Source organism: Arcobacter pernae (genome assembly GCF_049472135.1).
Taxonomy (GTDB): Bacteria; Campylobacterota; Campylobacteria; order Campylobacterales; family Arcobacteraceae; genus Arcobacter_B.
In genome coordinates, this window is the sequence record NZ_JBMOVV010000005.1 from 38,624 (window position 1) to 62,871 (window position 24,248).

A 24,248-nucleotide genomic window follows, 5' to 3' on the forward strand; every position below is an offset into this window, starting at 1 on the left:
AAACTATTGTATAGAAATTGTGTTAATAAACACTAATTATTTATCTAAATAAATATTTAAGCATAATATCTTGTATTTTATTAGCTTGTGCAATAGCATACATTCCAGCTTCCATTGCAATTTTTAATCTATTTAAATTCATTATTTCTTCTGCATAATCAACATCTCTAATAGTTGATTCACTAGCTCTTAGATTTGTTTCCATAGTCATCATATATCTAATAGATGATTCAAGTTGGTTTTGAGTAGAACCAAATTCTGATCTAAAAGAGTTTAAAGTAGTTAAGGCATCATCAAGTACTCCCATATTTGTGGCTGCTATATCAGCAGTAAGTCCACCTTGAGCTAAATTTTTTAATGCAGTTAAATTAAGTCCAGTACTATTTGAACGAACACCATTTAGTTTAATAGTATCACTTGAACGCTCACCCACTTGAAAACTAAGCTCATTTGATAAAGTGTCATCATCACTTCCTTGCTGTAAAAGACTTATTCCATTATAGTTTGTTTGAGATGCTATGTTATCAAGTTGCTCAATATATTTAACAATATCTTTTCGTATAGCTTCTCTTCCCTCATCAGAAGTAGTTGCTGTTCTAGCTTGTATAAGTTTTGATTTAATTATATCAATTATATTAGATTGCTCACTCATAGCTTTATCTGCAATTTGAGTTAAAGCTATTGCTGAATTTGCATTTTCTATACTTTGTTTTACAGAATTAGCTTGAGTTCTTAGTTTATCTGCAATAGCTAAACCTGAGGGATCATCACTTGCACTATTTATTCTAAGTCCACTTGATAGTCTCTCTAAAGATTTTTGATAAAGATTACTAGTTGTATTATAATTTTCATAGGCTATATATGCAGCTATGTTTGTATTTAATCTCATAGTAAACTCCTTTCAAAAAATCTTTAATTAGCTAGTTTTACAAATTGTATTACTAATTATCTCATTTTTTATTTTAAACAATTCTTAAATTTAGTTTAATTAATTTTAGAGTTTAAAAAAAGCCACTTGTTAAAGTGGCTTATATTCGAATGTAAAATCTTCTTTATAGTCAATCTTAACTTGTCCGCCTTTTTTAAGTTTTCCAAATAAAATTTCATCTGTAAGAACATTTTTAATTTTCTCTGAAATAACTCTATTAAGTGGTCTAGCTCCCATTGCTTTGTCATAACCTAATAAGGCTAACTCTTTTTTAGCTTTAGCTGTAATAGAAATCTTAATATTCTTATCAACTAAGGCCTCTTCTAAGTCTTCTATAAATTTACCTGCAACTTTTGCTACTACATCCGAACTAAGAGGTGCAAATGATACTATATTATCAAGTCTATTTCTAAACTCAGGTGCAAAGAATTTATTGATAGCTTTATTTTCATTTAGCCCATCATCTTTTGCAAACCCCATAACATTAGCTTCTGTAGCACCAAGATTTGAAGTCATGATTAAAATTACATTTTGGAAATCAGCTTTATTTCCACTGTTATCTGTAAGTTCAGCATTATCCATAACTTGAAGTAAAATAGACATTAAATCAGGATGAGCTTTTTCAATCTCATCAAGTAATAGAACTGTATGAGGATGTTTTCTAATAGCCTCAGTTAAAAGTCCACCTTGTTCAAAACCAACATATCCAGCAGGTGCACCAATAAGTCTTGAGATTGTATGAGCTTCCATATATTCACTCATATCAAATCTCTCAAAATGAACACCTAATTGATTTGATAACTCTTTTGCAACTTCAGTTTTACCAACACCTGTAGGTCCTGTGAAAAGGAAACTTCCAATAGGCTTTTTATCAAGTCCAAGTCCTGCTTTATTTCTCTTAATTGATTGAGTAATTGCAGAAATTGCATCATCTTGTCCAAATACTCTTTTTTGCATATTTTTCTCTAAAGATTTTAATAAAGTCAAGTCAGACTTAGTAGCACTTCTAGCTGGAATATGAGCCATTTTTGAAACTGTAAGTTCTATATCTTTAGAAGATACAGTAAGATTGTTTTTAGTTTTTGTTTTTGTACTAGCTAATCCAATCTTCTTAGAAGCCCCAACCTCATCAATAACATCAATAGCACAATCAGGTAAAAATCTATCTGTAATATACTTTTTACTAAGCTCTACAGCACTTTGTATAGCACCTTTTGAATACTTAATACCATGAAACTCTTCATATTTAGATTTTAAACCTTCTAAAATTGTTATAGCATCTTCAGTTGATGGTTCTTCAACATCTACTTTAGCAAATCTTCTACTTAAAGCTTTATCTTTTGAGAAGTCATTTCTAAACTCTGCAAAAGTAGTAGCACCAATACATCTTAGTTTTCCATTTGCAAGCATAGGTTTTAAGATATTTGAAGCATCCATAGCACTTCCACCAACGCTTCCAGCACCAACTATTGTATGAATTTCGTCAATAAATAAAATTGCATTTGGAACTTTTACTACTTCTTTTAAAAGTGATTTTAATTTCTTTTCAAAATCACCTCTATACTTTGTCCCTGCAATCATAGAACCCATATCAAGAGAGAATACTTTTGCATTATTTAAAAACTCAGGTACTCTTTCATTTGCTATTTCTAAAGCTAAGCCCTCAGCAATTGCAGTTTTACCAACACCTGGTTCACCTACTAAAATAGGATTATTTTTCTTTCTTCTTGAAAGTATTTCAATTACTCTTGAAATCTCTTTTTCTCTTCCAATTACAGGATCTATTTCACCTTTTTTTGCAAGTTCTACTAACTCTGTAGAGTTCTGGTCTAATACTTTGTTCTCTTTTTCCTCACCAACTTTAGAGTTTTCCACGTCTTCATCAGGCTCTTTATGTGAAATCTCTTCTAAAATATCAACTCTTTGAATTCCTGATTTTTTTATTAAATAAGAAGCATAAGACTTCTCATCTTTTAAAAGTGCCACAAACATATCTTCTACATTTGCTTTTTGCTTACCACTTGTTTGTGTATGTGCTACCATATACTCAATTGTTGATGTTAAAGATACAGTCTCTATTGGTTCATCTTCAACACCCTCTGGTAATACCGGTGTATTTTCATCTATATACTTTTTAGTATCGTCAAAAAGCTTATTTGAATCAACTCCTAAATCTATAAAAAGATTTTCAATAGTCTCATCGTGTAGTAACATTAAAAAAATATGTTCACTTGTTAAATACTCATGTTTACTACTTTTTGCATAGCTTACAGCTTGTGCAAAAATATTTCTTAGCTCATTACTTATCATTTTTTACTCTTCTTCCATAACAGCTTTTAAAGGAAAGCCCTTCTCTCTTGCCATTGTTTTTACTTGTGCAACTTTAGTTGCAGCTATTTCGTAAGTATAAACGCCACAAACTTCTTTACCCTTATTATGAATATTCATCATAATACTTGATGCTTCATCAACAGACTTTCTAAAAACTTTTACTAATACATCTATAACAAAATCCATTGTTGAGTAATCATCATTTAATAGTAAAACCTTAAACTTCTTAGGTTCTTCTAAATCTAATTCATCATCTAATTCTATTTCTATTTCGTTACTCACTTCAAACCTTTTATGTGATAAAATATAATCTAAATTTTAAAATACATAAATTATACCAAAAAGAAAATTATATGCTAAAACAAAAAAATTATTATCAAAATAAAACAATATTCATAACAGCAACAAATACTGATGTTGGAAAAACTTACGCTTGTGAAAAGTTTCTAAGATATTTCGCAAGTTTAGGTTTAAAAGTTGGTTATTTAAAACCTTGTGAAACAGGAGTGATAGATAAACCATTAGATGGTTCTAAAATGCTAAAGTTAGTAAAAGAGCTAAATCCTAAGTTTGATGTAACTATAAATGATATAGTACCTTATCAATTTAAACTTCCTGCTGCTCCTTATGTAGCGAAAGGAAATACAACAATAGATATGGAGTTCTTAAAACAAAAACAAAAAGAACTTCAAAAAATGTGTGATGTTTTAATCATTGAAGGCGCAGGAGGATTAATGGTTCCTGTTGAAAAAGATATATTTATTATAGATTTAATAAAAGAGTTTAATGCTGAAGCTTTTTTAATCACTCCTTCAAAACTTGGTTGCATAAATGATACCCTACTTTCTATACAAGCTTTAAAAACAAAAAATATTAACTTTGAATTCTTTATAAATCTATATGAAGATAAAGATAGTTTTGAAGAAGTATCATTGCCATTTTTAAAAGACTATTTTAGTGAAATCAACTATCTAAATGAGATCTAAATTTTTTATTTAGATTTTTGAAAAAAACTGATTTTTTTGTAAAAAATTTGAAAATTTACAAAATTTTGGTTTTTTTCGCACTTTTATTTTTAAGTAAAACCTAGCCTTTTCTTACACTTTTGATACACTTTTATTACATCAAAGCACCATAAATACCTACTTTTATTATAATTCTAAATCTAATCTTAAATAAAATTGCTATTTTAAATAATATGAAAACAATTCATTTTAAATGCTGTATAACTTTCTCGTTCGTTTTTAATAAGCTATAATTAATAGGCTTAAAAACAGGAAGCAAATAAAAGCACAAAACAATATAGAAAGGTAAAGTAAGATGACTTCTGCAATAGATTTATCTAAATTAACGGCAAATGATGACTTAACACCAGTTCTTGGTGGTTACTGGCCAGGTATTCAAATTTACTACCCGCCAATTAAGTTTAATCCATTAGACGGAACATACGAGAGTATGGAGCAAGCAAAGCTTAGATTACAAAAACATGCTTATAAAACAAAAGCACATACTGTACTTTTTGACTTAGAAGATGGTTGTAGACAAAAAGCTATGTCAAGAGAGTTATTAATTCAAGAACTTCCAAAGTTCCCTGAAAGAAACTTTCAAATAGCTGTAAGAATCAACCCATTCAGAACAGACGAGTATGAAGAAGATTTAAAAATGTTAAAACAAATTCACCAATACATTGATGTAATTGTTTTAGCTAAAGCTGGAGAGGTTTATGGTTCAGCTGAAATTAGAGACTTATCTTCTTGGTTAGTATCTATTGGAAGTAACTTAACAATTCAACCAATTATTGAGCATCCAAAATCACTTCAAATTGCTGATAGATTAATGGACCACTCAACAGTTAAACACGTTGTATTTGGTATTCACGATTTCTCTAAAGCAATGGCGTATAAAATTACTCCAACTGGATGGATTAATGAATTAGAAACATTCTTTAACATGTTAACAATGGAAGCAAGAGTTAAAGGTACAGGTGTAATTGGTGGAGTTGAAGTAATGTTAACACCACACTCTTTACCAGATTCATGTGTTGAGAAAAAAGATATTAGAAGATGGTTAGATTTACATGGTGATGAAGCTTCAAGACAAGTTTACGCTCACGCTAAAAAAGAGTGTTTCATGGGTCTTACTGGTAAGCAAGTAATTACTCCAAATCATATTAATGTATGTAAAGTTGCATTTACTCCATCTCCAAAAGAGATAGCTAAAGATGTTTCAATCTTAAAAGCTGCTATTGAAGCAGATGCATTATTATCTGGTGCAATCAGATATGAAGGTGAGATGTTAGATCCACCAATGTTTGGTAAGTCATTACAAAACTTATTAAGAGCGTATGCATTAAGAGCATTACCAAAAGAGGATGAATTATTTGCATTAACAGTATTAAATAAAATGCCAATTCATACATTTAAAGAAAACTGGCCATACGGTCAAATTTAATAGGGAGTTATAATATGAGTTCAAATATTAAAATTGAAATACCTGAATTTTTAAATATCGGTGTTGCTTGTACATCATCTCATGTAGGGACTGATAAAGAGAACAATACTGCTATGATTATCGAAGATGATAAGTTAGGTACTGATGAAATTTCATATAAAGACTTAGCAGAAAAATCTGACCAAGTTTGTAACTTCTTACAAGGTTTAGGTTTTGAAGCTAGAGATAGAGTACTAGTTTGTTTAAAGAACTCACTTGCATACCCTATTTCATTCTTTGGAGCAATTAAAGCAGGAATTATTGCAGTTCCTACATCAACTTTATTATCAGGTTCTGAAGTTAAGTACTTAGCAGAAGATTCTCAAGCAAGAGCAATCGTACTAAGTGCTACTATGTATGAAAACTTAACTCCATATTTAGAAAACCTTGATAACCTTAAAACAATTATTGTTGCAGGTATTGATAGCGTTGATGGACTTAAAGTACCAAAGGGAATGAATGTTTACGCTTTAAATAAAGTTTTAGAAGAAACAGATAAAACTCCTAACCACTATAAGTCAAAATCTGGTGAGCCAGCATACTTAGTATATACATCAGGAACTACTGGTTATCCAAAAGGTGTTTTACACTCTCATAGATCACTAGTTGGTAGAACTCCTGCAACTGAGTACTGGTTTGACTTTAAAGAGAATGATAGAATCATGCACTCTGGTAAATTCAACTGGACTTATGTATTAGGTTCAGCATTAATGGACCCATTATTCAACGGTCATACAGTAATTGCATATGAAGGTGCAAACGAAGCTGGAACATGGATTGAGCTTATTAAAAAGCATAAGTGTACTATCTTTATTGGAGTACCTACAATTTATAGACAAATCATTCAAAAGACTGAATTTACAGCTGAAGATTGTCCATCATTAAGATATTGTATGTCTGCTGGTGAGCACTTATCTGATGAGATGATTGGTCTTTGGAGAGAAAGATTTAAGCAAGATATTTTCGAAGCTATTGGTATGTCTGAGTGTTCATACTATATTTCACACTCTAAAAACAATCCAATTAGACCTGGTTCTGCTGGATTTGTTCAACCAGGACACACTGTAAAATTATTAGATCCAGATACACTTGAAGAAGTTGAAGATGGAACTGAAGGTATGATTTGTATCGGTGAAGATGATCCAGGTTTATTCTTAGAATACTGGCAACTAGAAGAAGAGACTAGAAAAGCTAGACACAATGGATGGTTCTTTACTGGTGATTACGCTAAGAAAGATGAAGATGGATATATCTGGTTCATTGGTAGAAAAGATGATATTATCAACACTATGGGATTCAGAGTATCTCCACATGAGATTGAGAGAGTTGTAAAAACTAATAGTGATGTAGCTGATTGTGTTGCATTTGGTTTAGATATTGCTAAAGATAAAACACTTGTTGCAATTGCAGTAATTGGACATGATACTTTATCTGAAGAAAAAGAAGCTGAAATTTTAAAATTTGCACAAGATAATCTAGCTAAATATAAAGCACCTAAATTTATTTTTGGAATGAGTGATTATCCAAGAACTAAAAATGGTAAAGTTTTAAGAAAACAATTAGTTAAAAACTTACATGACCAATACCATGCTAAAGAGACAGGTGAAGAGATTGTTGAGTACAAAGCTAGAAGATCTATGTTATTTGTACCGTCATACAACAAGCACAATGTTGAAAAAGCAAAATCTGTATTAGCTGATACTGTAATCTTTGACTTAGAAGCGATTCTACCAGAGCAAAGAGAAGCAGGAAGAGAAACTATTAGAACTGTTTATAAAGAACAAGGTTGTAAGTTTGGTGAGTCTGAGAGAGTTCTTAGAATTAACAACTTAAATAGTGAAGATATTGCAAAAGATTTAGAACTTGCAAAAGAAGTTGAACTTGATGCTTTATTATTCTCGAAAATTGAAACTAAAGAAGATGTTTTAGAAGCTGTAAGATTAATTGAAGATGTAAATCCTGAATTAACACTTATGGTTATGATTGAAACACCATTAGCAGTTTTAAATATCCAAGACATTTGTGCAGCATCACCAAAAGTTGCAGTTGTAGTTGCAGGTTCAAACAAGTTAGCTAATAGACTTCAAATTGACATTAAAAAAGGTTCAAAAGCAATGTTCAACTACCTATCACAAATTGCACTAGCTGCAAAAGCATACGGTAAAATTGTTATTGATGGACCACATTTTGATGTTCATGATGAGTTTGCTTGTGAAGATTCAACTAAAGATGCATTTAACTTAGGATTCGATGGTAAGTCTTTAATCCACCCAATCCAAATTGAGTACATCAATGATATCTTTACTCCAAAGCAAAAAGAAGTTGAAAACTATGAAGCTATGATTGCATCATATGAAGAAGCTAAAAAAGAAGGTAAAGAAGTAATCTTACATAACAATAAACTTGTTGATGGTCCAAGAATTAAATGGGCTAGAAAAATGATTGCTTTATATGAAACATATAAATCATTAGGTCAAAACCTATTTGGTAAATAAGGAGAACTAAGTGTCTAAAATTAACGTTGGAAACTTTTTCGAAGATTTCTCAATCGGTCAAAAAATAGTACACCCACTTCCAAGAACAGTAAGTGAAGGTGATGTATCTTTATACATCGCTTTTACTGGTTCTAGATTTGCTTTACATTCATCTGATGTAGTAGCAAAAGAGATGGGATATGATAAAAGACCTATTGATGATACATTAAACTTCCACTTAACTTTTGGTAAGTCGGTACAAGATATTTCGTTAAATGCGATTGCTAACTTAGGTTATGCTGAGATTTCATTCCCTAATCCAGTATATGTTGGAGATACAGTTTCTATGACTTCAACAGTTATTGGTTTAAAAGAAAACTCAAATGGAAAATCAGGAGTTGTTTATGTTCACTCTATTGGTGTAAACCAAAAAGGTGAGGAAGTATTAAACTTCAAAAGATGGGTAATGGTTCATAAAAAGGACAAGACTACAACAACTGGAATTAAAGAAATTCCTACTTTTGCTGAGTCAACTCCAATTTTAGATGAGATTAATATTCCAGAGATTAAGTGTGTTGATACTGACGCATCTGGTGGAAAATATTTCTTTGAAGATTATGAAAAAGGTGAAAGATTAAATCACCCAGAAGGTATTACAATTGATAACAGTGACCACACTTTAGCAACTAAGTTATACCAAAACAATGCAAAAGTACACTTCAATGACCATATGATGAAATCTACTCCGATGGGAGAGAGATTAATGTATGGTGGTATTGTAATCTCAATAGCAAGAGCAATTTCATTTAATGGTTTACAAAACGCGTCATGGATGTATGCTATTAACTCTGGTGCTCATGCAAATCCAACTTATGCTGGAGATACTATCTATGCTTATACAGAAGTATTAGATACAATTGATCATAAAAGAGATGATATTGGATTATTAAGATTAAGAACAATTGCTGTTAAAAATCAAAAATCTGATGAAATTGAGTCACCAAAAGGTGAAGATGGTAAGTACTTAAAAAATGTAGTACTTGATTTAGATTACACAGTAATCATTCCAAAGAAAAAAACTCAAAAATAAATTTAATTTTAAAAAAGGAAGGAAATTATAATGACACACCCAAACGAAGCACTATTTGAATCTGGTAAATCTTTACCAATTATTCCAACTTGTGAGCACTTTGCAGGTAGCGAAAAGCTAATCAAAAAAGGTTTTGATATGCAAAGAAAACTAGGACCAGTTTTCGATATTACTTGTGACTGTGAAGATGGAGCAGAAACTGGTAAAGAAGTTGAGCATGCTGAAATGATCGTTAGAGTTGTTAACTCTGAAGAGAACCCATATGGAATGGCTGGTACTAGAATCCACGATTTCTCTCATCCAGATTGGAGACAAGATGTTGATATTTTAGTTCCTGGTGCTGGTGAAAAATTAGCATACATTACATTACCAAAATCAACTTCTTACGAAGATGTAAAAACTCAAATTGAGTACATTCAAGAAGTAGCTGCTAAAGCTGGTATTTCAAGAGAGATTCCAATTCACATCTTAATTGAAACTCACGGTGCATTACAAGATGTAGAAAAAATCGCTACATTACCATGGTTACAAGTTTTAGACTTTGGATTAATGGACTTCGTATCTGGATACCAAGGTGCAATTCCTGCAATCAACATGAGATCTCCTGGTCAATTTGATCACAGATTAATTGGTGCTGCTAAAGCTAAAGTTGCTCAAGCTGCAATCCAAAACCATGTTATTCCAGCACACAACGTAACACTTGACCTTAAAAACCCATACCAAACTTACAAAGATGCAGAAAGAGCTAGAAACGAGTTTGGATTCATGAGAATGTGGTCAATTTACCCAACACAAGTACAAGCTATCGTTGATGCAATGAAACCTGACTTTACTGAGTTAGAAGCTGCACAAAACATCTTAATCTTAGCACAAGATGCTGAGTGGGGACCAATCCAGTACGATGGTGAGTTACATGATAGAGCTACTTACAGATATTTCTGGGAATTAGTTCAAAGAGCTCACTTCTCTGGTGCAAAATTAATGGACGAAACTAATTCAAGATTCTTCTCTTAATAACTTAAATAATCTAAGGCTTTTGCCTTAGATTACTTCTTATAAATCACTTAATTTTTTTTCTTATAAAACAAAACCTTTTTTTACTTAATAATCTTTAGTTAAAATATCAATTATTTATATAGCTGTTAAGAGTTAACACTTTTTGAAAATAAAATTGTTAAGATTTTATGAAAAAAGATTTTTTTCATAATTACATAGGTATAATAATTACAATTTCTAAAGAAAAGGGAACAAATGAGCGTTATTACAGAACAAGATATTATTGATAGTGTTGCAGGAGCATGTCAATACATTTCATATTATCACCCAACTGATTTCGTAGAAGGAATGGTTGAGGCTTATGAAAAAGAACAATCTGAATCAGCAAAAAATGCTATCGGACAAATTTTAATTAACTCAAAAATGTGTGCAATGGGTCATAGACCTTTATGTCAAGATACTGGATCAATCAACATTTTTGTAAAAGTTGGTTTAAATGCTAAACTTGATATTTCAAGAGAATTAGAAGATATTTTAAATGATGGTGTAGCTAAAGGTTATACTGACCCAGATAATACTTTAAGATTCTCAGTAGTTTCTGACCCAGCAGGTGAAAGAAAAAACACTAAAAACAATACTCCAGCAGTTATTCACATGAGTGTTGATAACTCTGATAGATTAGATATTACAGTAGCTGCTAAAGGTGGTGGTTCTGAAAACAAATCTAAATTTGCAGTATTAAACCCATCTGATTCAATCTATGACTGGGTTATGGAAAATGTAAGAAATATGGGTGCTGGATGGTGTCCTCCTGGTATCTTAGGAATTGGAATTGGTGGAAATCCAGAAAAAGCTATGTTATTAGCTAAAGAGTCTTTAATGGATCACGTTGATATTCATGAACTAAAAGCAAGAGGTCCACAAAATGCTTTAGAAGAATTAAGACTTAAATTATACGAAGATATTAACAAAGTTGGTATTGGAGCACAAGGTTTAGGTGGTGTTACTACTGTTTTAGATGTTAAAATCTTAGACTACCCATGTCACGCTGCTTCTTTACCAGTTGCTATGATTCCAAACTGTGCTGCTACTAGACATATTCACTTTGAATTAGATGGTAATGGTGCTGCTAAATTTGAAAAACCAGATTTAGATATTTGGCCAGATTTAGAAATCCCAATGGATACAGTAAAAAAAGTTAACATTGAAGATTTAACAAAAGAGAACTTATCTCAATTTAAATCAGGTGATACTCTACTATTATCTGGAAAAATCTTAACTGCAAGAGATGCTGCTCACAAAAAAATCGTTGAGTACAAAAATGCTGGTAAGCCACTTCCAAATGGTGTTGAATTAAAAGACAGATTTATCTACTACGTTGGACCAGTTGATCCAGTAAGAGATGAAAAAGTAGGACCAGCAGGACCAACTACATCTACAAGAATGGATAAATTTACTAAAGACATGATGGAAATCGGTATCATGGGTATGATTGGTAAAGCTGAAAGAAAACAACCAACTATTGATTTAATTAAAGAGTACAAATCTACTTATTTAATTGCAACTGGTGGTGCAGCTTACTTAATTTCTCAATCAATTAAAGATGCTAAAGTTGTAGCATTTGAAGAACTTGGTATGGAAGCTATTTACGAATTTGAAGTAAAAGACATGCCAGTTACTGTTGCGGTCGACACTGAGGGTGTATCTATTCACACTACAGGTCCTGCAAAATGGAGAACTATTTAATTACAAAGGCTTTTGCCTTTGTGATTAATACTTCTTTTTTCTAACCTTATTTGAAATAATACTCCCTCCTAAAATAATCCTTATACAAAAAAACTAAGTTTTTACTTTGACTTTAAGAAGATAGATTTATGCTATATTCTTATTCAACAAAAAAAGATTGATATATTTTATAGGAAAACTCAATATGTTATTAGACGATTTAAAAGATTATTTAGGATTTGCTGTTGCTGGAAATTTTGCTAACCACTTAGGGGAAGCTGGGGAAGCTGATGAGTTTTCAGTAATCAAAACAGAAGAAAAAGATGCTCCAAAAGGAATGTTTCCTTTTTATATTAAAGGGCATGATTCATTTTTAGGAACATATCCTATTTGTGATGAGATTATTTACACACATGGAAGAGAAAAAGACAACTTACAAGTAGAAGCAGAAGTTGCACTAATTTGTGATTTTGTTTATGAAGACGGAAAAGTTAAAGATATTGTTCCTAAATATTTTTCTGCTTTCAATGATTGCTCTATTAGAATCCAAGATGGAAATAAGCTAAGTACAAAAAAGAACTGGGGAGAAAATACAAAAGGTATTTCTCAAGATATCATAGAGATTGATAACTTTACTGAAAAAGGTATTTTAAATAAATATCATATTGCTTCATTTATAAAAAGAGATGGTATTGTGCATGATTATGGAACGACAAGTGCTGTAAAGTCATATAGCTATTTCTTTGAACAATTAAAAGACTGGATGATTGATAAACTAAATACTCAAGAAGATTGTGGACCATTAGAAGAGTTAACACAATTTTTAAATACAGCAGCAGAAGATGCTAAAGGTATTTTAATCGCAGCAGGAGCAACAGCTTATGCAGACTTTGGAAAGAAGAACTTCTTAGAAAAAGGTGATGAGATTTTTGTTTATGTTTATGATGCACACTTCCATTCATTTGATGATATTTACAATGACATGTGTGGAATGGATACTTTCTTAAGTAAGTGTTCTAAACTTCATCAAGTAGTACAATAAAGTATAAAAGGTTAAACTCCTTTTATACTACTTTCTTAAATAGTTTGTATTAACTACAGCTATATCATTTAGACAACCAAATAATTCACCTGTAATATATTCAATATCTTTTGCTTTTTCTTTTAATTCATCATTACTTGCATTTGAAGCATTTAAATCCATAAACTCTTGCATTAGTGTATGGAAATTCTCTTTTTTAACTTTTAGATTTCTCCATTGAGTTGTACTTGTATAGTGCATATTTTTTGATTCACTATCAATAATCCATCTACCAAGTTCTGTATCTTCATTTTTTACTACATCAATATGCGTAAATCTATTTAATTCTTTATAATACTCTTTTTTAAGATTAATATTATTGTTTTTATATTTTGAGATTTGTTGAATTAAATCAATATCATCAACCATATCATAATATTTATCTGTAATTTTAGTCTTTTTAGTAATTCCTAAAAGTCTTGATGAAAGTTGGGCAACTTCATTTGATAATTGTCCAATATTTGCTGATGTTGAAGCATTTTCTTGTGTCATTTTATCAAGATGTGCCACGGCTGCATTAACTTGAACCATTCCACTTTCTTGCTCTTTTATTGCTAAACTTACATTATCAATAATATTTTTAGTATCAACAATTTTTGAAGATAGTTCATCATAACCTTTTATCATGTTATTAGCAATATTTTTACCTTCATTTGATTTTAGTGTGGCATCTTCAACTAAAGCCTTAATCTCATTTGCAGCTTCAGCACTTCTACTTGCAAGGTTTCTTACTTCTTGTGCAACAACAGCAAAACCTTTCCCTGCTTCACCAGCAGTTGCTGCTTCAACGGCTGCATTTAAAGATAAGATATTTGTTTGGAATGCAATTTTATCAATAACACTAATTGCTTCATTGATTGCTGTTACTTTATCATTAATTTCATCCATAGATTGGGAAGTTTTTGATGCTAACTCATTTCCTGTTCTTGCTGTATTATTTAGCTCATCAGAAATAGTAAGCATTTTTTCTACATCTTTACTACTTGATTGCATATTAGTTGTAATTTGCTCAATTGAAGCTGCTGTTTCTTCTAAAGATGATGCTTGCTCATTTGCACTAGTTGATAGATTCTGAGAAGATTGACTTAAAGTAATTGTATTTGACTCAAGTTCTCTTCCTGCATTTGTAATCATTGCAATTAGTTGTGATATTGATTGTCCTAATAAAACAGAACCTGCAAATAGTGTTCCAAAGTCACCATATAAGCCCTCTTTCTCATCTTCATTTAATCTTGTATCATATGCACCTTTTGCATATCCATCAAGAATTTTATTTATATTTGCAACTTTAGAACTAGTATTTAATATCATATCATTGATACTTACTCTTAATGATTCAACCTCAGCTGTAGCTCCATGTTGTTTTATTTGATATTGTAAGAATCCATTTGAAGTTTTCTGTGCTACATCTGCAAGTTCACTTACAACCTTTCTATCTTGCTCAATAATATCTCTTATTTTTACAATTTGTTCATTCATATCTTTTGTCATTAAAGCAAATTCGTCACTACCTTTAACTTCCATTGGTTTTAAATACTCTTTTTGTCTTATAACATACAAGAAGAAATACTCTAAACCTTGTTTAAACTCTTTAAGCGAACCAACTATTTTTCTTGTCATAAAGAACACTGATGCAAACACTAAAAATAGAACTAAAATAATTGAAGCAATTAATAAAGAAAAGTCTTGATTAATTGTTGCAATCTTTTCATCAATAATATTAGAAAGTTTTGAAACAATACTTTTTTCTAAGCTACTTAATTTCTCAATTCTTTTTAAAGAAACCTCATCCCATTTTTTCAAATCTGAACCATATATATTTTTAGACAATTCACTTAAAGCTTTTAAAGCTTGTGAATCATCAACTTGAACATACTCATCTATTTGCTCAATTGTTTGTTCTTGCTGTCTTAAAGCTTGAATTTCCGAAGCCATTAATAAATATGAATCAAATACTCTTTTTATTTTCTTAATTAGCTTTTTTTCTGCTCTTGTTACACCTTTTATTCTATTATATGCTTTTAACTTTCTAATAATAGATACATGATATTGTTCAAATTTTTTATAATTATCTAAATCACCTCTTAATACATAGTTTTTGAAATTATGTATCAAGCCACCATATCCAGCAAGTTCTTTTATTTCAGTTAAAAGACTCTCTTTACTATTTTTTATAGTTACTAATTCTCTAAACTTTTCAACTTCACTATTTTCATTTGATTTTAAAAACTCTTCTAATTTCTTAGACTCTTCTTCAAAAGCTAACTTCTCAAAAGTATTTAGATATGTATTTTGAGAAGAGACTAATGAGCCAAATCTAAAACCATCTTCACTAGAGACAGAAGCAACCTCAAAAATATTTCTAAGAATTAAAGACTCTTCATAAGCTTTATCTTTTGTATTTGATAAAGATACTAATAGTTGTGAATATTTTGATAACTCACCATTATTAGAAAAAGTCACTAACTCATCTAAAAAAGATAAAAGTCTATCGTTTAGTGAGTCATAATAATTTCTAACTTTTGTTGAGTCAACTTGATTTTGAACAATCTTTTTTCTAAAATCTATTAAAGTTGATAACTCTTTTTTTAACTCTTCTAAATTATTTTCTATTTTAATACCATATTTAGAAGAATCAAAATTCTCAATAAATTTATTAAATTTTTCAAGGTTTTCTATAGTTTTACTCTTTTGAGATTGAAGTTCAGTTTTAAAACTATTTCCATAAGAAGAAACATAAACTAAAGAATAATATCTTTCCTTTTGAAATTCATCTAATAAGCTACTTACTTTAATATTAAAATTCAAATACTCTTGCGTAGTCAGAGTTGATTTTTTTATATTGTACTCTCTTTCAAGAATCATTGCAGATAAAACAATAATACTAATTATGGGCAGTACTAAAATAAGTAGTATCTTATTTTGCAATTTTATTTTATTCATTACATCTCCAAAGTATATTTTTTGTACTATAGTATAAAATATATCAATAGATATTTAACGGTTATTTCTCTGTAACCGTAATGTAATCAAGATATTATTAGTGAGTTATTTATTATTAAGAAAGTTGAAAAAAAGTTTTTTATAATGCTAAATATAACAAATAAGTCTTTATAAAAAAAGTTAATTAATTTATCAGTTTAAGCTACAAAAAAGAGTAATACTCTTTTTTGTTTTATAGGTCAACTAGTGCTTTAAACTTAACACCACATCTTCCAATATTATCAATATTTACATGATTTCTTTCATTGATTTTATCATCTTCTATAAATTGATATTTAACTTCTAAAATTACTGGTGTAGTTTTTCCTGGAATTTCATATGTATCATAATACTCACAAAATAGTGCACTTTCACATGAAGCAATCATTGGAGGGAATCCCTCTTTTACATTTTGAACTTCAATTTCAAACTCTTCGATTTCACTTTGACCTTTATCTAAAGGTGTTGCGCATTTTTGTACAAGTTCAGCATGCTCTTTTTTAGCAAAACAGATAGTAGCTTTTTTACTTTTATTAATATTAGCAAGTGAGTCTTTTGGAGTTCCATCATCTTTTTGCCCAATAGCAACAAGTACTAAAGCTGGATTAGATGAAATAGGAATAAAATAAGAAAATGGTGCACAGTTTAAAACTCCATTTTCATCTTCCGTAACAATCCAAGCAATTGGTCTTGGAACAACAGTTCCTGACATTATTTTGTATCTGTTTAAATCATTTATATCTTTATAATCTAAAATCATTTACTTCCCTTATTTTTCTTTTGAATATACAAGATTATAGCTAAAGATTTAGATTAACAAAAATATTAATTATGATTTTTAAAACTTAATAAATCTATGTTTCTAAAAGTTATTTATTTACTTTCTAAGGGAAGAGAGATTTTGAAATTAGCACCTTTATAAACTAGTTCTTCCAATACAAACTCTTCATTATTTACACTTAAAATACCATTTAAATGTTTCTCAATAATCTGCTTTGTCATATAAAGACCTATACCTGTACCACTTTTTTGATCTTTAGTTGTAAAGTGAGCTTTAAATATATCATCTTTAATATCATCAGGAACACCACCTGCACTATCTTTTATACATATATAAGCATACTTATCATCGCTGTAAATATCAATTACAATAAATCTTTTTGATTCTTCTATTTCAAGTAAGGCATCTCTTGCATTATTTAAGATATTTAAAGTTGCTTGTAAAAGTTCATTTTTAATAGCTCTAATTTTTACACTATTATAGTTTTCAACCACAGTTATATAACTATTTTGAAAAGAAGCACTAATTAATGATAAATTCTTTTTAAGTAAATCTGTTAAGTCAAACTCTTCAAAACTCTTATTTTCATGAAAGAAATTTCTAAAATCCTCAATAGTATCAGATAAATGTTTTGTTGTATCAACTATTTTAGAAAAATCTTTTTTTAGTTCATCTTTTTCCAAAATATCAAACTCCATTTTTAAAGAGTTCCCACTTGCTATTGTAGAGATAGTACTTAATGGTTGTCTCCATTGATGTGCTATGTTACCAATCATCTCACCCATTGATGCCATTTTTGATTGACTATATAAAAGCTGATCTTTTTTTCTATTTTTTCTAACTTCTTCTTTAAATCTATTTTTTAACTTATCATTTAATTCTTCAAGCTCTTTAGTTTTTTCTTCAACTTTAAACTCTAAAGTAGCATTGATATTTCTTAATGCATTTTTCTGGCTTTCTATTCTAATCTTATGTTTTTTTAATAAGTGATTTAGTTTTAAAGATACAAAATATGAAATAATTAATGCTATAACTAAAAATACAACAACAATCTGAATTGTCTCTTTTATACTTTGTTCTGTCTTCTTTTTACTTGTACCTAAAATCTGTTCAATATTTTTATCTATATTATTTACATTTACAGCAACTGTAATTAGCCAATCCCAATGTTCAATATAGTTTAAAATATAAAGTTTATAACTATTTTCATTAATTTTTTTCCAAATAAATTTATATTTTTCATTTGATAGTTGAACTCTTGATTTTTTCATAAACTCATTTATAGATTCAATAACCTCTTTATTTTTTTCATACATTAAGAAGCTTCTATTTACATATTTATTTCTTTTTGAGTATTGAATAATTCTAAACTCATCATCAATAGTAAAAATATAACCATTTTCACCTAAACTCATTAGATTAAGTCTCTTGATTACTTCATTTTGAGATATTGATTCATACTCTTTTAAATCAACACTATATCCAATAACAATATTTAACTCTTTAAAATCTTTAATATAAGATATTTTTAAACTCTCTTTTTTATCATTTAAAGAATCATTAGCATTATATAAAATAAATCCAGAGCCCTTTGAACCTAGTATTTGATTAAACTTTTTTAGATACTCTTTATTTGAATATAAAGGTTCACCTAAAGTTGTACTATTTGAAGCATTTAAAAGTTTTGAGTCTTTTTGGTAAGTGTAAACAAAATATTTACCATGGTCTTTTGATTCAATTTGACTAAGAGATTTTAAAAGTTCAATTTGAATTGAGTTATGTAAGCTTTTTTCTTTATTGTATAATCCATCTAAAACTGTATTTGCAAAATCAACTTTAGATTTAACACTATCTTTTATTATATTTAAAGAACTAGCTTTTTTAAATTTTATATAAGAGTCAACAGACTCAACAATAGTTAAAATTCTTAGTTCTTCTTTATTTAAAAACTCATTTTTTAACTTATTGTAGTCTGTTTCAAATTGTAAGTTTGTTTTTTCTATATGAATAAAAGTTATAATCGAAGCAGTTAATATAATAAACACCATTGGTATTATGTATATTAAACCAGTTAAGTGTTTCTCTTTAAACATTTTTATTCTTATATTTTAAATTCTTGCTCTACTTGCTTTGCTAATAATTCACCTTTTACACTTAAAGATGAATCTAAAATATACTCATTTTTCTTTAAATTTTTTAATAATCTTTTTCCTTCTTTTAGTGAAAAAAGACCATTGTTTTCAAGTTTTAAAACAACATCAGTTAAAGATTCATCACTCTCTTTTTTTAAAATCCCTAAAAGTAAAACTTTTTCATTTATATCCATGTTCTAATCCTAATAAAATAAAAAGCAAACATTATAAATGCAAGCCCTAAAACGATAGTTATTATAGCAAGAGAAGTTAAAGTTGCCATTAATCCAATAAATAAGGTAGTTATTATGCATGAAATCATAAAAAACATATCATTATATGAGATTACTCTTCCTAAATACTCATCATCACATTTTTCTTGTAAAAGCGCATATGTAATAGACCACAATACTGTTGTAAATAAACCTGTCATAAATACAAAAATTAAAGACACATAAAAATTATGTTGTGTTAAACCCCACAAGATAATTGCTACACCTTGAATTATTAATAAATAATGTATATTTGTTTTATTAACATATTTTGATATAAAAAATGGACCTACCATTAAAGCTAAAGCTCTTACAGCATTTGAAATACCAATTGCCAAAGGAACAGCGATTACATACTTATACTCATTTTTTGCAAGTAGTGTAACTAATGTATCAAAAGATGTTAATCCCACACTAGCATGTAAAAAAATCAAGTGCATAATTTTTGGATTTTCTTTTATATAGTAAAATCCATCTTTAATCATAGCAAAGATTTTATGCTGTACTTCATTTTGTTTTACTTCAAAATCTATTCTAAATAAAACTAAAAGTGCTGCAAGGAAAAAACCTGCATCAATAATAAATGCAGTTTTCACACCCACATAATTTACAACAAGCCCACTTATTCCCATACCTGCTGAATATGCAAAAGACCAAATAATTGAGTGAACCTCATTTGCTTTTTGTAAAGCAGGACCTTTTACAAGTTTTGCTAAAAGAGACATCTCAGCTGAGAAAAATACTGATGCACAAGTCATTCTAATAAAAATAAAAATTAATAAAAGCCAAATATCACTTTTATCATCTATTAAAAGGAAACATAGCGTCATTAAAAGTTCAACACTAAGTAATCCAACCATTAGATTTTTTAGTTTAAATCTATCTATAATAGCACCTGAAAATGGAGCTATCACCACAGCAGGTAAAAAGTGCATTGCTGTTACAACAGCAATAGCAAACTCAGAAGAGCCAAATTGTACAAGCATTGTATAAATAGCTACATTTGAGAACCATGCTCCAAAATAAGCTATTAATTGAACTGTAGATAAGTCTCTTATTACCTTATGTTTTGAAAAAAGCTCACGATAGTTCAATTTGAATTAATACCTCTTGAAACATTGTAGAGTTTGCTACTTCATCCTCTTTATTTGGTGTAAGATAATTTATAGATCTATTTCCTGAAAAGAAAAAAGCACAATTACTTTTTATATCATCTGATATTTTAACACTAAAATTAGCTTCTCCATATTTAGATGATATTTTTACACTATCACCGTCTTTGTATCCCGTTGAACTATTCAAATAAACATTGTTATCAATTTTAAACTGAGAATTTAAAGAGTCATCTTTTTTAGCTGTTATTAAATAAAAGTCTTCTTCTGTTTTATCTTTATATAAAGGCTCAATATCTATATCTTCAATAAATTCAAATGATTCTAACTCTTCATAGTCAACTTCAGTATTTTTATAATATTCAATTATTTCTTCTTCATCTTTTAAGTTTTCAAAACCAAACTTATCAAGTAAGATTGAAGTTAATTCATATTCACTTAAAGAATTCTCATTTTTTTCTTCTATTACATCACTAATTGATATATGTCTATTTCCATAAGAAGATCTAACATCAAGTTTTGATAAAAATGAAGATGAAGGGATTATTAAATCAGCATACTTACATGTTTCATTAAAAGTTGTACCAAAATATACTACAAAAGAGTTTTCTAAACCATTTATGATTGATTGAGTATTAGGATTTGAAACTACTGGATCTGCACCTTGTATAAATGAAACTTCATATTTTGAAAAATCCATTTCAGGTACACAAACCTTTTTATTCTTACTTTTTGTTTCAAATTGGTCTTTATACCCATAAGAAGAGTTAGACAAGTACCAAACTCCACCTGCAGTTTTTGGATTATGGTATCCCATATATGCAGCAAAAGAATCAATACATCTCATAATTTGAGCACCTTCAAAATACTTTTGAACACCAACTCCTATCATAATAGCAACACTTTTACCTTCAATTAAATCAAAGAATTTATATACCTCATCAAGACCTACTCCAGTAGTTGCTTCATAAGATACTAAAGGTCTATTTTTTGCAATATCAAAAAACCAATCATACCCTTCACAATACTCTTCTAAAAACTCTTCATCATCTAAATTACTCATATGAGCAAGTCTTGTAAACATTAAAGCTAATTCATAATCAGTTTTTGGATTTATCTGTAAATGTAAATCTGATTTTTTTGCTGTTTTTGTCTTTATTGGATCAATTGTAATTAATGTCTTATCTTTTACTTGATTATACATATGAGAAGAAGTAACACAAAAATTTCTACCCCAAGATATAATCACATCAGCTTCAAGAAGTTTTTCTAAAGGTGGATTTATATTTACACCATTTCTTCCTTGCTCAATTCCTTCATTTCCAATCTCATCACATAGGCCACCTTTTGTTAAAACTGAACCATATTGAGAGAAAAAAGCTTTTGGTGCTTTTTGCATTAAACCTATATTTCCTGCACCCTTATAATAAATTGTATCTTCTGGATTTGTATTTTTTAACTTCTCTACTAAAATATCAATTGCTTCATTTAAAGATATTTCATTACCTTTATAAATTGGCTTTTGTAAATACTCTTGTTTTAAAAGTGATGCAAAATTTACACATAACTTTTTATTTGTAATATTCTCATCAGAACCTTTAATATTATCATCTATTTTTTGTGCTTGACAAGCATCAAAACAGTCCAATGGACATGCTATATTATTATTTGAACTCAATTTTTACTAACCTTGAAAATGTTTTTACTTTATCAACAATAATCTCTACTTTATATGATGAAATATGAGATTCATCAGCTACTTTATATACTTTATGGATTTTCTTATCTGTTTTTATACCATCTAAATAAATATCTTTTTTCTCTATATTTTCAATACTTGAAATTGGTACAAAAAATGATAGTTTAGCTTTTGATAAATCTTGTGCTTCATATAAAAGTGTTCCAGGATTAACATAATCCCCTTCTTTTACTGCGATACTTGAAATATAATTTGATTTTTCAATCAACCTCTTTTTTGAAATTGTATCTTTTAAATTCTCTATTTTTATGATGATATCAGCTTTTGATGATTTTAAATTTACAACTTTTAGTTTTTGTGAATCCTTTTCAAAAGCAGGTTTCGAAGAGATCCTACTTAATCTATCATAGTTTTTTTGCTCAATATTAATCATTTCATTGATAAAAGAAAGTTTGTTTTTTGATTGTTCTAAATCTATTTTATCAATATTTGAATCTATTTGTACAATTAAAGAATTATTTGCTTCTTTACCTTCAATCTCTTCATTTGTATAAACAACTTTACCTGAAACTGAAGACTTGATCTTATAACTTTGTACTGGCTCTAGTTTTGCATAATATTCACTTGCAAAAACTGAAACTGTTAAAAATATACTTATTAACACTATTCTCATTTATAATCCTTTTAAATTAACTCTTTTTAAAAGCTTAATAATCTCTTTTTTCAAAATATCTAAATCTTCATTTTTATTTTCTAATTTAAAAATCAATCTATTAAGTTCTTCATTTTTATTAACATAAACACTTAAAACCTTTAGAAGTTCATTTGAAGTTTTAGATTGCTTAACCTTTTTGATCAAAGGCGTATCTTCAAGCTTTTTAGATTTTTTAGAATTTATAACATAATAATATAAACCTAATGTTAATAGTGTTGATATAATACCTAAACAAAAGTATAAAATTTTACCTTGAAATGAACTTTTAACTATAATCTCTTCTACTTGTTTTTTTTCTACACTATTTGTAGCTTTTTCTAAAGTAGCTTTTTCAAGATTTAGATTTGATTCATCTTCAAGCACACTTATTTCAAAACTCTTAGTCTCTTTGTTTATAACTCTTTCTTCATCACTATTGAAATATGAAAACTTAAAAGAAGGAATTGTGTATGAACTATTAGAAATAATAGTATAGCTTTTTTCATAAATACCTTTATATTTGCCATCTATATATTTGGATTGAACTTGTGCTTTATTTGAATATATTTTTGCATTTTTAATATCTAAATTTAAATCTTTTATATCCTCAAAGTTTCCATTTCCTTCAATTTTAATAGTATATATAACAGCTTCAAGTGCTTGCACTTTTTGTTTACTAACTTTTGTTTCTATATCAAAATTTCCAACTAAATTAACACCGTTTGGTAATGCTTTAACACTTATATCCAAAAAGTTTGAATATATCTTTTTTGTAGAAATACTATTTGAGAAAAAAGAGATCTGGCTATTTGAAGTATCAACATATTGGGCATCAATTCTTAAAGGCTCAATTTGTAAGACACCATCTTTTTGAGGAAAAAGTAAAAATTTTAGTTCCGTAATGTTAAAACCATTGCTCTCATAACTTTTCTGATAATCAAGCTTTTTATACCAAAAGTTTTTAAAATCAGGATTTATAAATGACAAGTCTAATATTTGAATATCTAGTTTATGTTTAAATCGAATAAGTAGTTCAAAAGGCTGACCGACATACAACTCTTGCTTATTAGAACTAATTTCAAAATCAAATATTGAAGAGTTTGTCTTAGAAGCCATTGCAAGTTTTACTTCTTTTTTTTGTGTTCTAAACTCTTTATTATCAATATTAAAGACTAAAGAAGGGAATATAAAATCTTTTGTTGGATAAAAAGAGAAAACTCTTTTTATTTTTTTACTAATTTTTGAATTAATAATTGAAGTAGAACTTGAATTTGAAATGGTACTTACTTTAAATCCAGAAATCTCTTCAATTTTTGGAAAGATAACATCTTCACCTTGAACTTCAATACTAAAGATATAAGCTTCATCTTTTATTGCATTACTAGGAAGCTTTAAATCTACATTTGCAAAAAGTGTAGTAAAAAATAGAAAAAACAGAAGAATAAATCTAATTTTTTTCAT

Annotated in this window: 18 protein-coding genes; 7 read left to right on the forward strand and 11 right to left on the reverse strand. The window is 28.7% G+C overall.

Features of this window, described 5'->3' with window-relative positions:
• Nucleotides 1–40 precede the first annotated feature (40 nt).
• From ACH5BF_RS07235 to ACH5BF_RS07245, 3 genes are all read right to left on the reverse strand, one after another.
• Complete coding sequence (locus tag ACH5BF_RS07235) at nucleotides 41–889, reverse strand: flagellin (protein WP_423273543.1); 849 nt, start codon at nucleotides 887–889, stop codon at nucleotides 41–43.
• A gap of 129 nt (nucleotides 890–1,018) precedes the next feature.
• Entirely contained in the window at nucleotides 1,019–3,238 is a 2,220-nt protein-coding gene (gene clpA / locus ACH5BF_RS07240) for an ATP-dependent Clp protease ATP-binding subunit ClpA (RefSeq protein ID WP_423273544.1), read from the reverse strand.
• A gap of 3 nt (nucleotides 3,239–3,241) precedes the next feature.
• Nucleotides 3,242–3,541: an ATP-dependent Clp protease adaptor ClpS gene (locus tag ACH5BF_RS07245; RefSeq protein ID WP_423273545.1), complete on the reverse strand. Its 300-nt coding sequence runs from the start codon at nucleotides 3,539–3,541 to the stop codon at nucleotides 3,242–3,244.
• A 71-nt stretch (nucleotides 3,542–3,612) separates the two neighbouring features.
• On the opposite strand from ACH5BF_RS07245, the gene bioD reads away from it, so the two are divergent.
• The 7 genes from bioD to ACH5BF_RS07280 all read left to right on the forward strand — a co-directional run bounded on the left by bioD (nucleotide 3,613) and on the right by ACH5BF_RS07280 (nucleotide 13,076).
• Nucleotides 3,613–4,245, forward strand: a complete 633-nt coding sequence (gene bioD / locus ACH5BF_RS07250; protein WP_423273546.1) for a dethiobiotin synthase — start codon at nucleotides 3,613–3,615, stop codon at nucleotides 4,243–4,245.
• Between the two features lie 334 nt (nucleotides 4,246–4,579).
• Nucleotides 4,580–5,710, forward strand: a complete 1,131-nt coding sequence (locus ACH5BF_RS07255) for an HpcH/HpaI aldolase/citrate lyase family protein (RefSeq protein ID WP_423273547.1) — start codon at nucleotides 4,580–4,582, stop codon at nucleotides 5,708–5,710.
• Between the two features lie 14 nt (nucleotides 5,711–5,724).
• Entirely contained in the window at nucleotides 5,725–8,244 is a 2,520-nt protein-coding gene (locus tag ACH5BF_RS07260; protein WP_423273548.1) for an aldolase/citrate lyase family protein, read from the forward strand.
• A gap of 10 nt (nucleotides 8,245–8,254) precedes the next feature.
• Nucleotides 8,255–9,313 (forward strand): MaoC family dehydratase, encoded by a 1,059-nt coding sequence (locus ACH5BF_RS07265; protein ID WP_423273549.1) that lies wholly within the window; start codon nucleotides 8,255–8,257, stop codon nucleotides 9,311–9,313.
• A 30-nt stretch (nucleotides 9,314–9,343) separates the two neighbouring features.
• Complete coding sequence (locus ACH5BF_RS07270) at nucleotides 9,344–10,327, forward strand: HpcH/HpaI aldolase/citrate lyase family protein (protein WP_423273550.1); 984 nt, start codon at nucleotides 9,344–9,346, stop codon at nucleotides 10,325–10,327.
• Nucleotides 10,328–10,564: 237 nt separating this feature from the next.
• On the forward strand, nucleotides 10,565–12,055 hold the full coding sequence (locus ACH5BF_RS07275; protein WP_423273551.1) for a fumarate hydratase: 1,491 nt from the start codon (nucleotides 10,565–10,567) through the stop codon (nucleotides 12,053–12,055).
• A gap of 184 nt (nucleotides 12,056–12,239) precedes the next feature.
• A complete protein-coding gene (locus tag ACH5BF_RS07280) occupies nucleotides 12,240–13,076 on the forward strand; it encodes a DUF5718 family protein (RefSeq protein ID WP_423273552.1) in 837 nt (278 codons plus the stop codon).
• A 27-nt stretch (nucleotides 13,077–13,103) separates the two neighbouring features.
• Here the strand turns inward: ACH5BF_RS07280 and ACH5BF_RS07285 are convergent, their stop codons facing one another.
• The 8 genes from ACH5BF_RS07285 to ACH5BF_RS07320 all read right to left on the reverse strand — a co-directional run bounded on the left by ACH5BF_RS07285 (nucleotide 13,104) and on the right by ACH5BF_RS07320 (nucleotide 24,248).
• Nucleotides 13,104–16,058: a methyl-accepting chemotaxis protein gene (locus ACH5BF_RS07285; protein WP_423273553.1), complete on the reverse strand. Its 2,955-nt coding sequence runs from the start codon at nucleotides 16,056–16,058 to the stop codon at nucleotides 13,104–13,106.
• 232 nt (nucleotides 16,059–16,290) lie between these two features.
• Nucleotides 16,291–16,857: a flavin reductase family protein gene (locus ACH5BF_RS07290; RefSeq protein WP_423273554.1), complete on the reverse strand. Its 567-nt coding sequence runs from the start codon at nucleotides 16,855–16,857 to the stop codon at nucleotides 16,291–16,293.
• Between the two features lie 113 nt (nucleotides 16,858–16,970).
• Nucleotides 16,971–18,971 carry a sensor histidine kinase gene (locus ACH5BF_RS07295; RefSeq protein WP_423273555.1) on the reverse strand — a complete coding sequence of 667 codons (2,001 nt, stop codon included), beginning with the start codon at nucleotides 18,969–18,971 and terminating at the stop codon, nucleotides 16,971–16,973.
• A gap of 8 nt (nucleotides 18,972–18,979) precedes the next feature.
• The gene (locus ACH5BF_RS07300) at nucleotides 18,980–19,204 is read right to left on the reverse strand and encodes a hypothetical protein (RefSeq protein ID WP_423273556.1); all 225 of its coding nucleotides are present in this window, start codon (nucleotides 19,202–19,204) and stop codon (nucleotides 18,980–18,982) included.
• A complete protein-coding gene (locus tag ACH5BF_RS07305; RefSeq protein ID WP_423273557.1) occupies nucleotides 19,195–20,376 on the reverse strand; it encodes an MFS transporter in 1,182 nt (393 codons plus the stop codon). The genes ACH5BF_RS07300 and ACH5BF_RS07305 overlap by 10 nt, the downstream gene beginning before the upstream one ends.
• Nucleotides 20,363–22,072 (reverse strand): molybdopterin-dependent oxidoreductase, encoded by a 1,710-nt coding sequence (locus ACH5BF_RS07310; protein ID WP_423273558.1) that lies wholly within the window; start codon nucleotides 22,070–22,072, stop codon nucleotides 20,363–20,365. Before ACH5BF_RS07310 ends, ACH5BF_RS07305 begins: the two co-directional genes overlap by 14 nt.
• Nucleotides 22,059–22,766: an efflux RND transporter periplasmic adaptor subunit gene (locus tag ACH5BF_RS07315; RefSeq protein WP_423273559.1), complete on the reverse strand. Its 708-nt coding sequence runs from the start codon at nucleotides 22,764–22,766 to the stop codon at nucleotides 22,059–22,061. The genes ACH5BF_RS07310 and ACH5BF_RS07315 overlap by 14 nt, the downstream gene beginning before the upstream one ends.
• Nucleotides 22,767–24,248 (reverse strand): BatD family protein, encoded by a 1,482-nt coding sequence (locus ACH5BF_RS07320; RefSeq protein ID WP_423273560.1) that lies wholly within the window; start codon nucleotides 24,246–24,248, stop codon nucleotides 22,767–22,769.

What these genes read in the sequence shown, in the direction of transcription:
- ACH5BF_RS07290 (WP_423273554.1), bottom strand. Translation starts at nt 16,857, where the DNA reads ATGATTTTAGATTATAAAGATATAAATGATTTAAACAGATACAAAATA.
- bioD (WP_423273546.1), top strand. Translation starts at nt 3,613, where the DNA reads ATGCTAAAACAAAAAAATTATTATCAAAATAAAACAATATTCATAACA.
- ACH5BF_RS07275 (WP_423273551.1), top strand. Translation starts at nt 10,565, where the DNA reads ATGAGCGTTATTACAGAACAAGATATTATTGATAGTGTTGCAGGAGCA.
- ACH5BF_RS07320 (WP_423273560.1), bottom strand. Translation starts at nt 24,248, where the DNA reads ATGAAAAAAATTAGATTTATTCTTCTGTTTTTTCTATTTTTTACTACA.
- ACH5BF_RS07270 (WP_423273550.1), top strand. Translation starts at nt 9,344, where the DNA reads ATGACACACCCAAACGAAGCACTATTTGAATCTGGTAAATCTTTACCA.
- ACH5BF_RS07280 (WP_423273552.1), top strand. Translation starts at nt 12,240, where the DNA reads ATGTTATTAGACGATTTAAAAGATTATTTAGGATTTGCTGTTGCTGGA.
- ACH5BF_RS07295 (WP_423273555.1), bottom strand. Translation starts at nt 18,971, where the DNA reads ATGTTTAAAGAGAAACACTTAACTGGTTTAATATACATAATACCAATG.
- clpA (WP_423273544.1), bottom strand. Translation starts at nt 3,238, where the DNA reads ATGATAAGTAATGAGCTAAGAAATATTTTTGCACAAGCTGTAAGCTAT.
- ACH5BF_RS07300 (WP_423273556.1), bottom strand. Translation starts at nt 19,204, where the DNA reads ATGGATATAAATGAAAAAGTTTTACTTTTAGGGATTTTAAAAAAAGAG.
- ACH5BF_RS07255 (WP_423273547.1), top strand. Translation starts at nt 4,580, where the DNA reads ATGACTTCTGCAATAGATTTATCTAAATTAACGGCAAATGATGACTTA.
- ACH5BF_RS07260 (WP_423273548.1), top strand. Translation starts at nt 5,725, where the DNA reads ATGAGTTCAAATATTAAAATTGAAATACCTGAATTTTTAAATATCGGT.
- ACH5BF_RS07285 (WP_423273553.1), bottom strand. Translation starts at nt 16,058, where the DNA reads ATGAATAAAATAAAATTGCAAAATAAGATACTACTTATTTTAGTACTG.
- ACH5BF_RS07235 (WP_423273543.1), bottom strand. Translation starts at nt 889, where the DNA reads ATGAGATTAAATACAAACATAGCTGCATATATAGCCTATGAAAATTAT.
- ACH5BF_RS07315 (WP_423273559.1), bottom strand. Translation starts at nt 22,766, where the DNA reads ATGAGAATAGTGTTAATAAGTATATTTTTAACAGTTTCAGTTTTTGCA.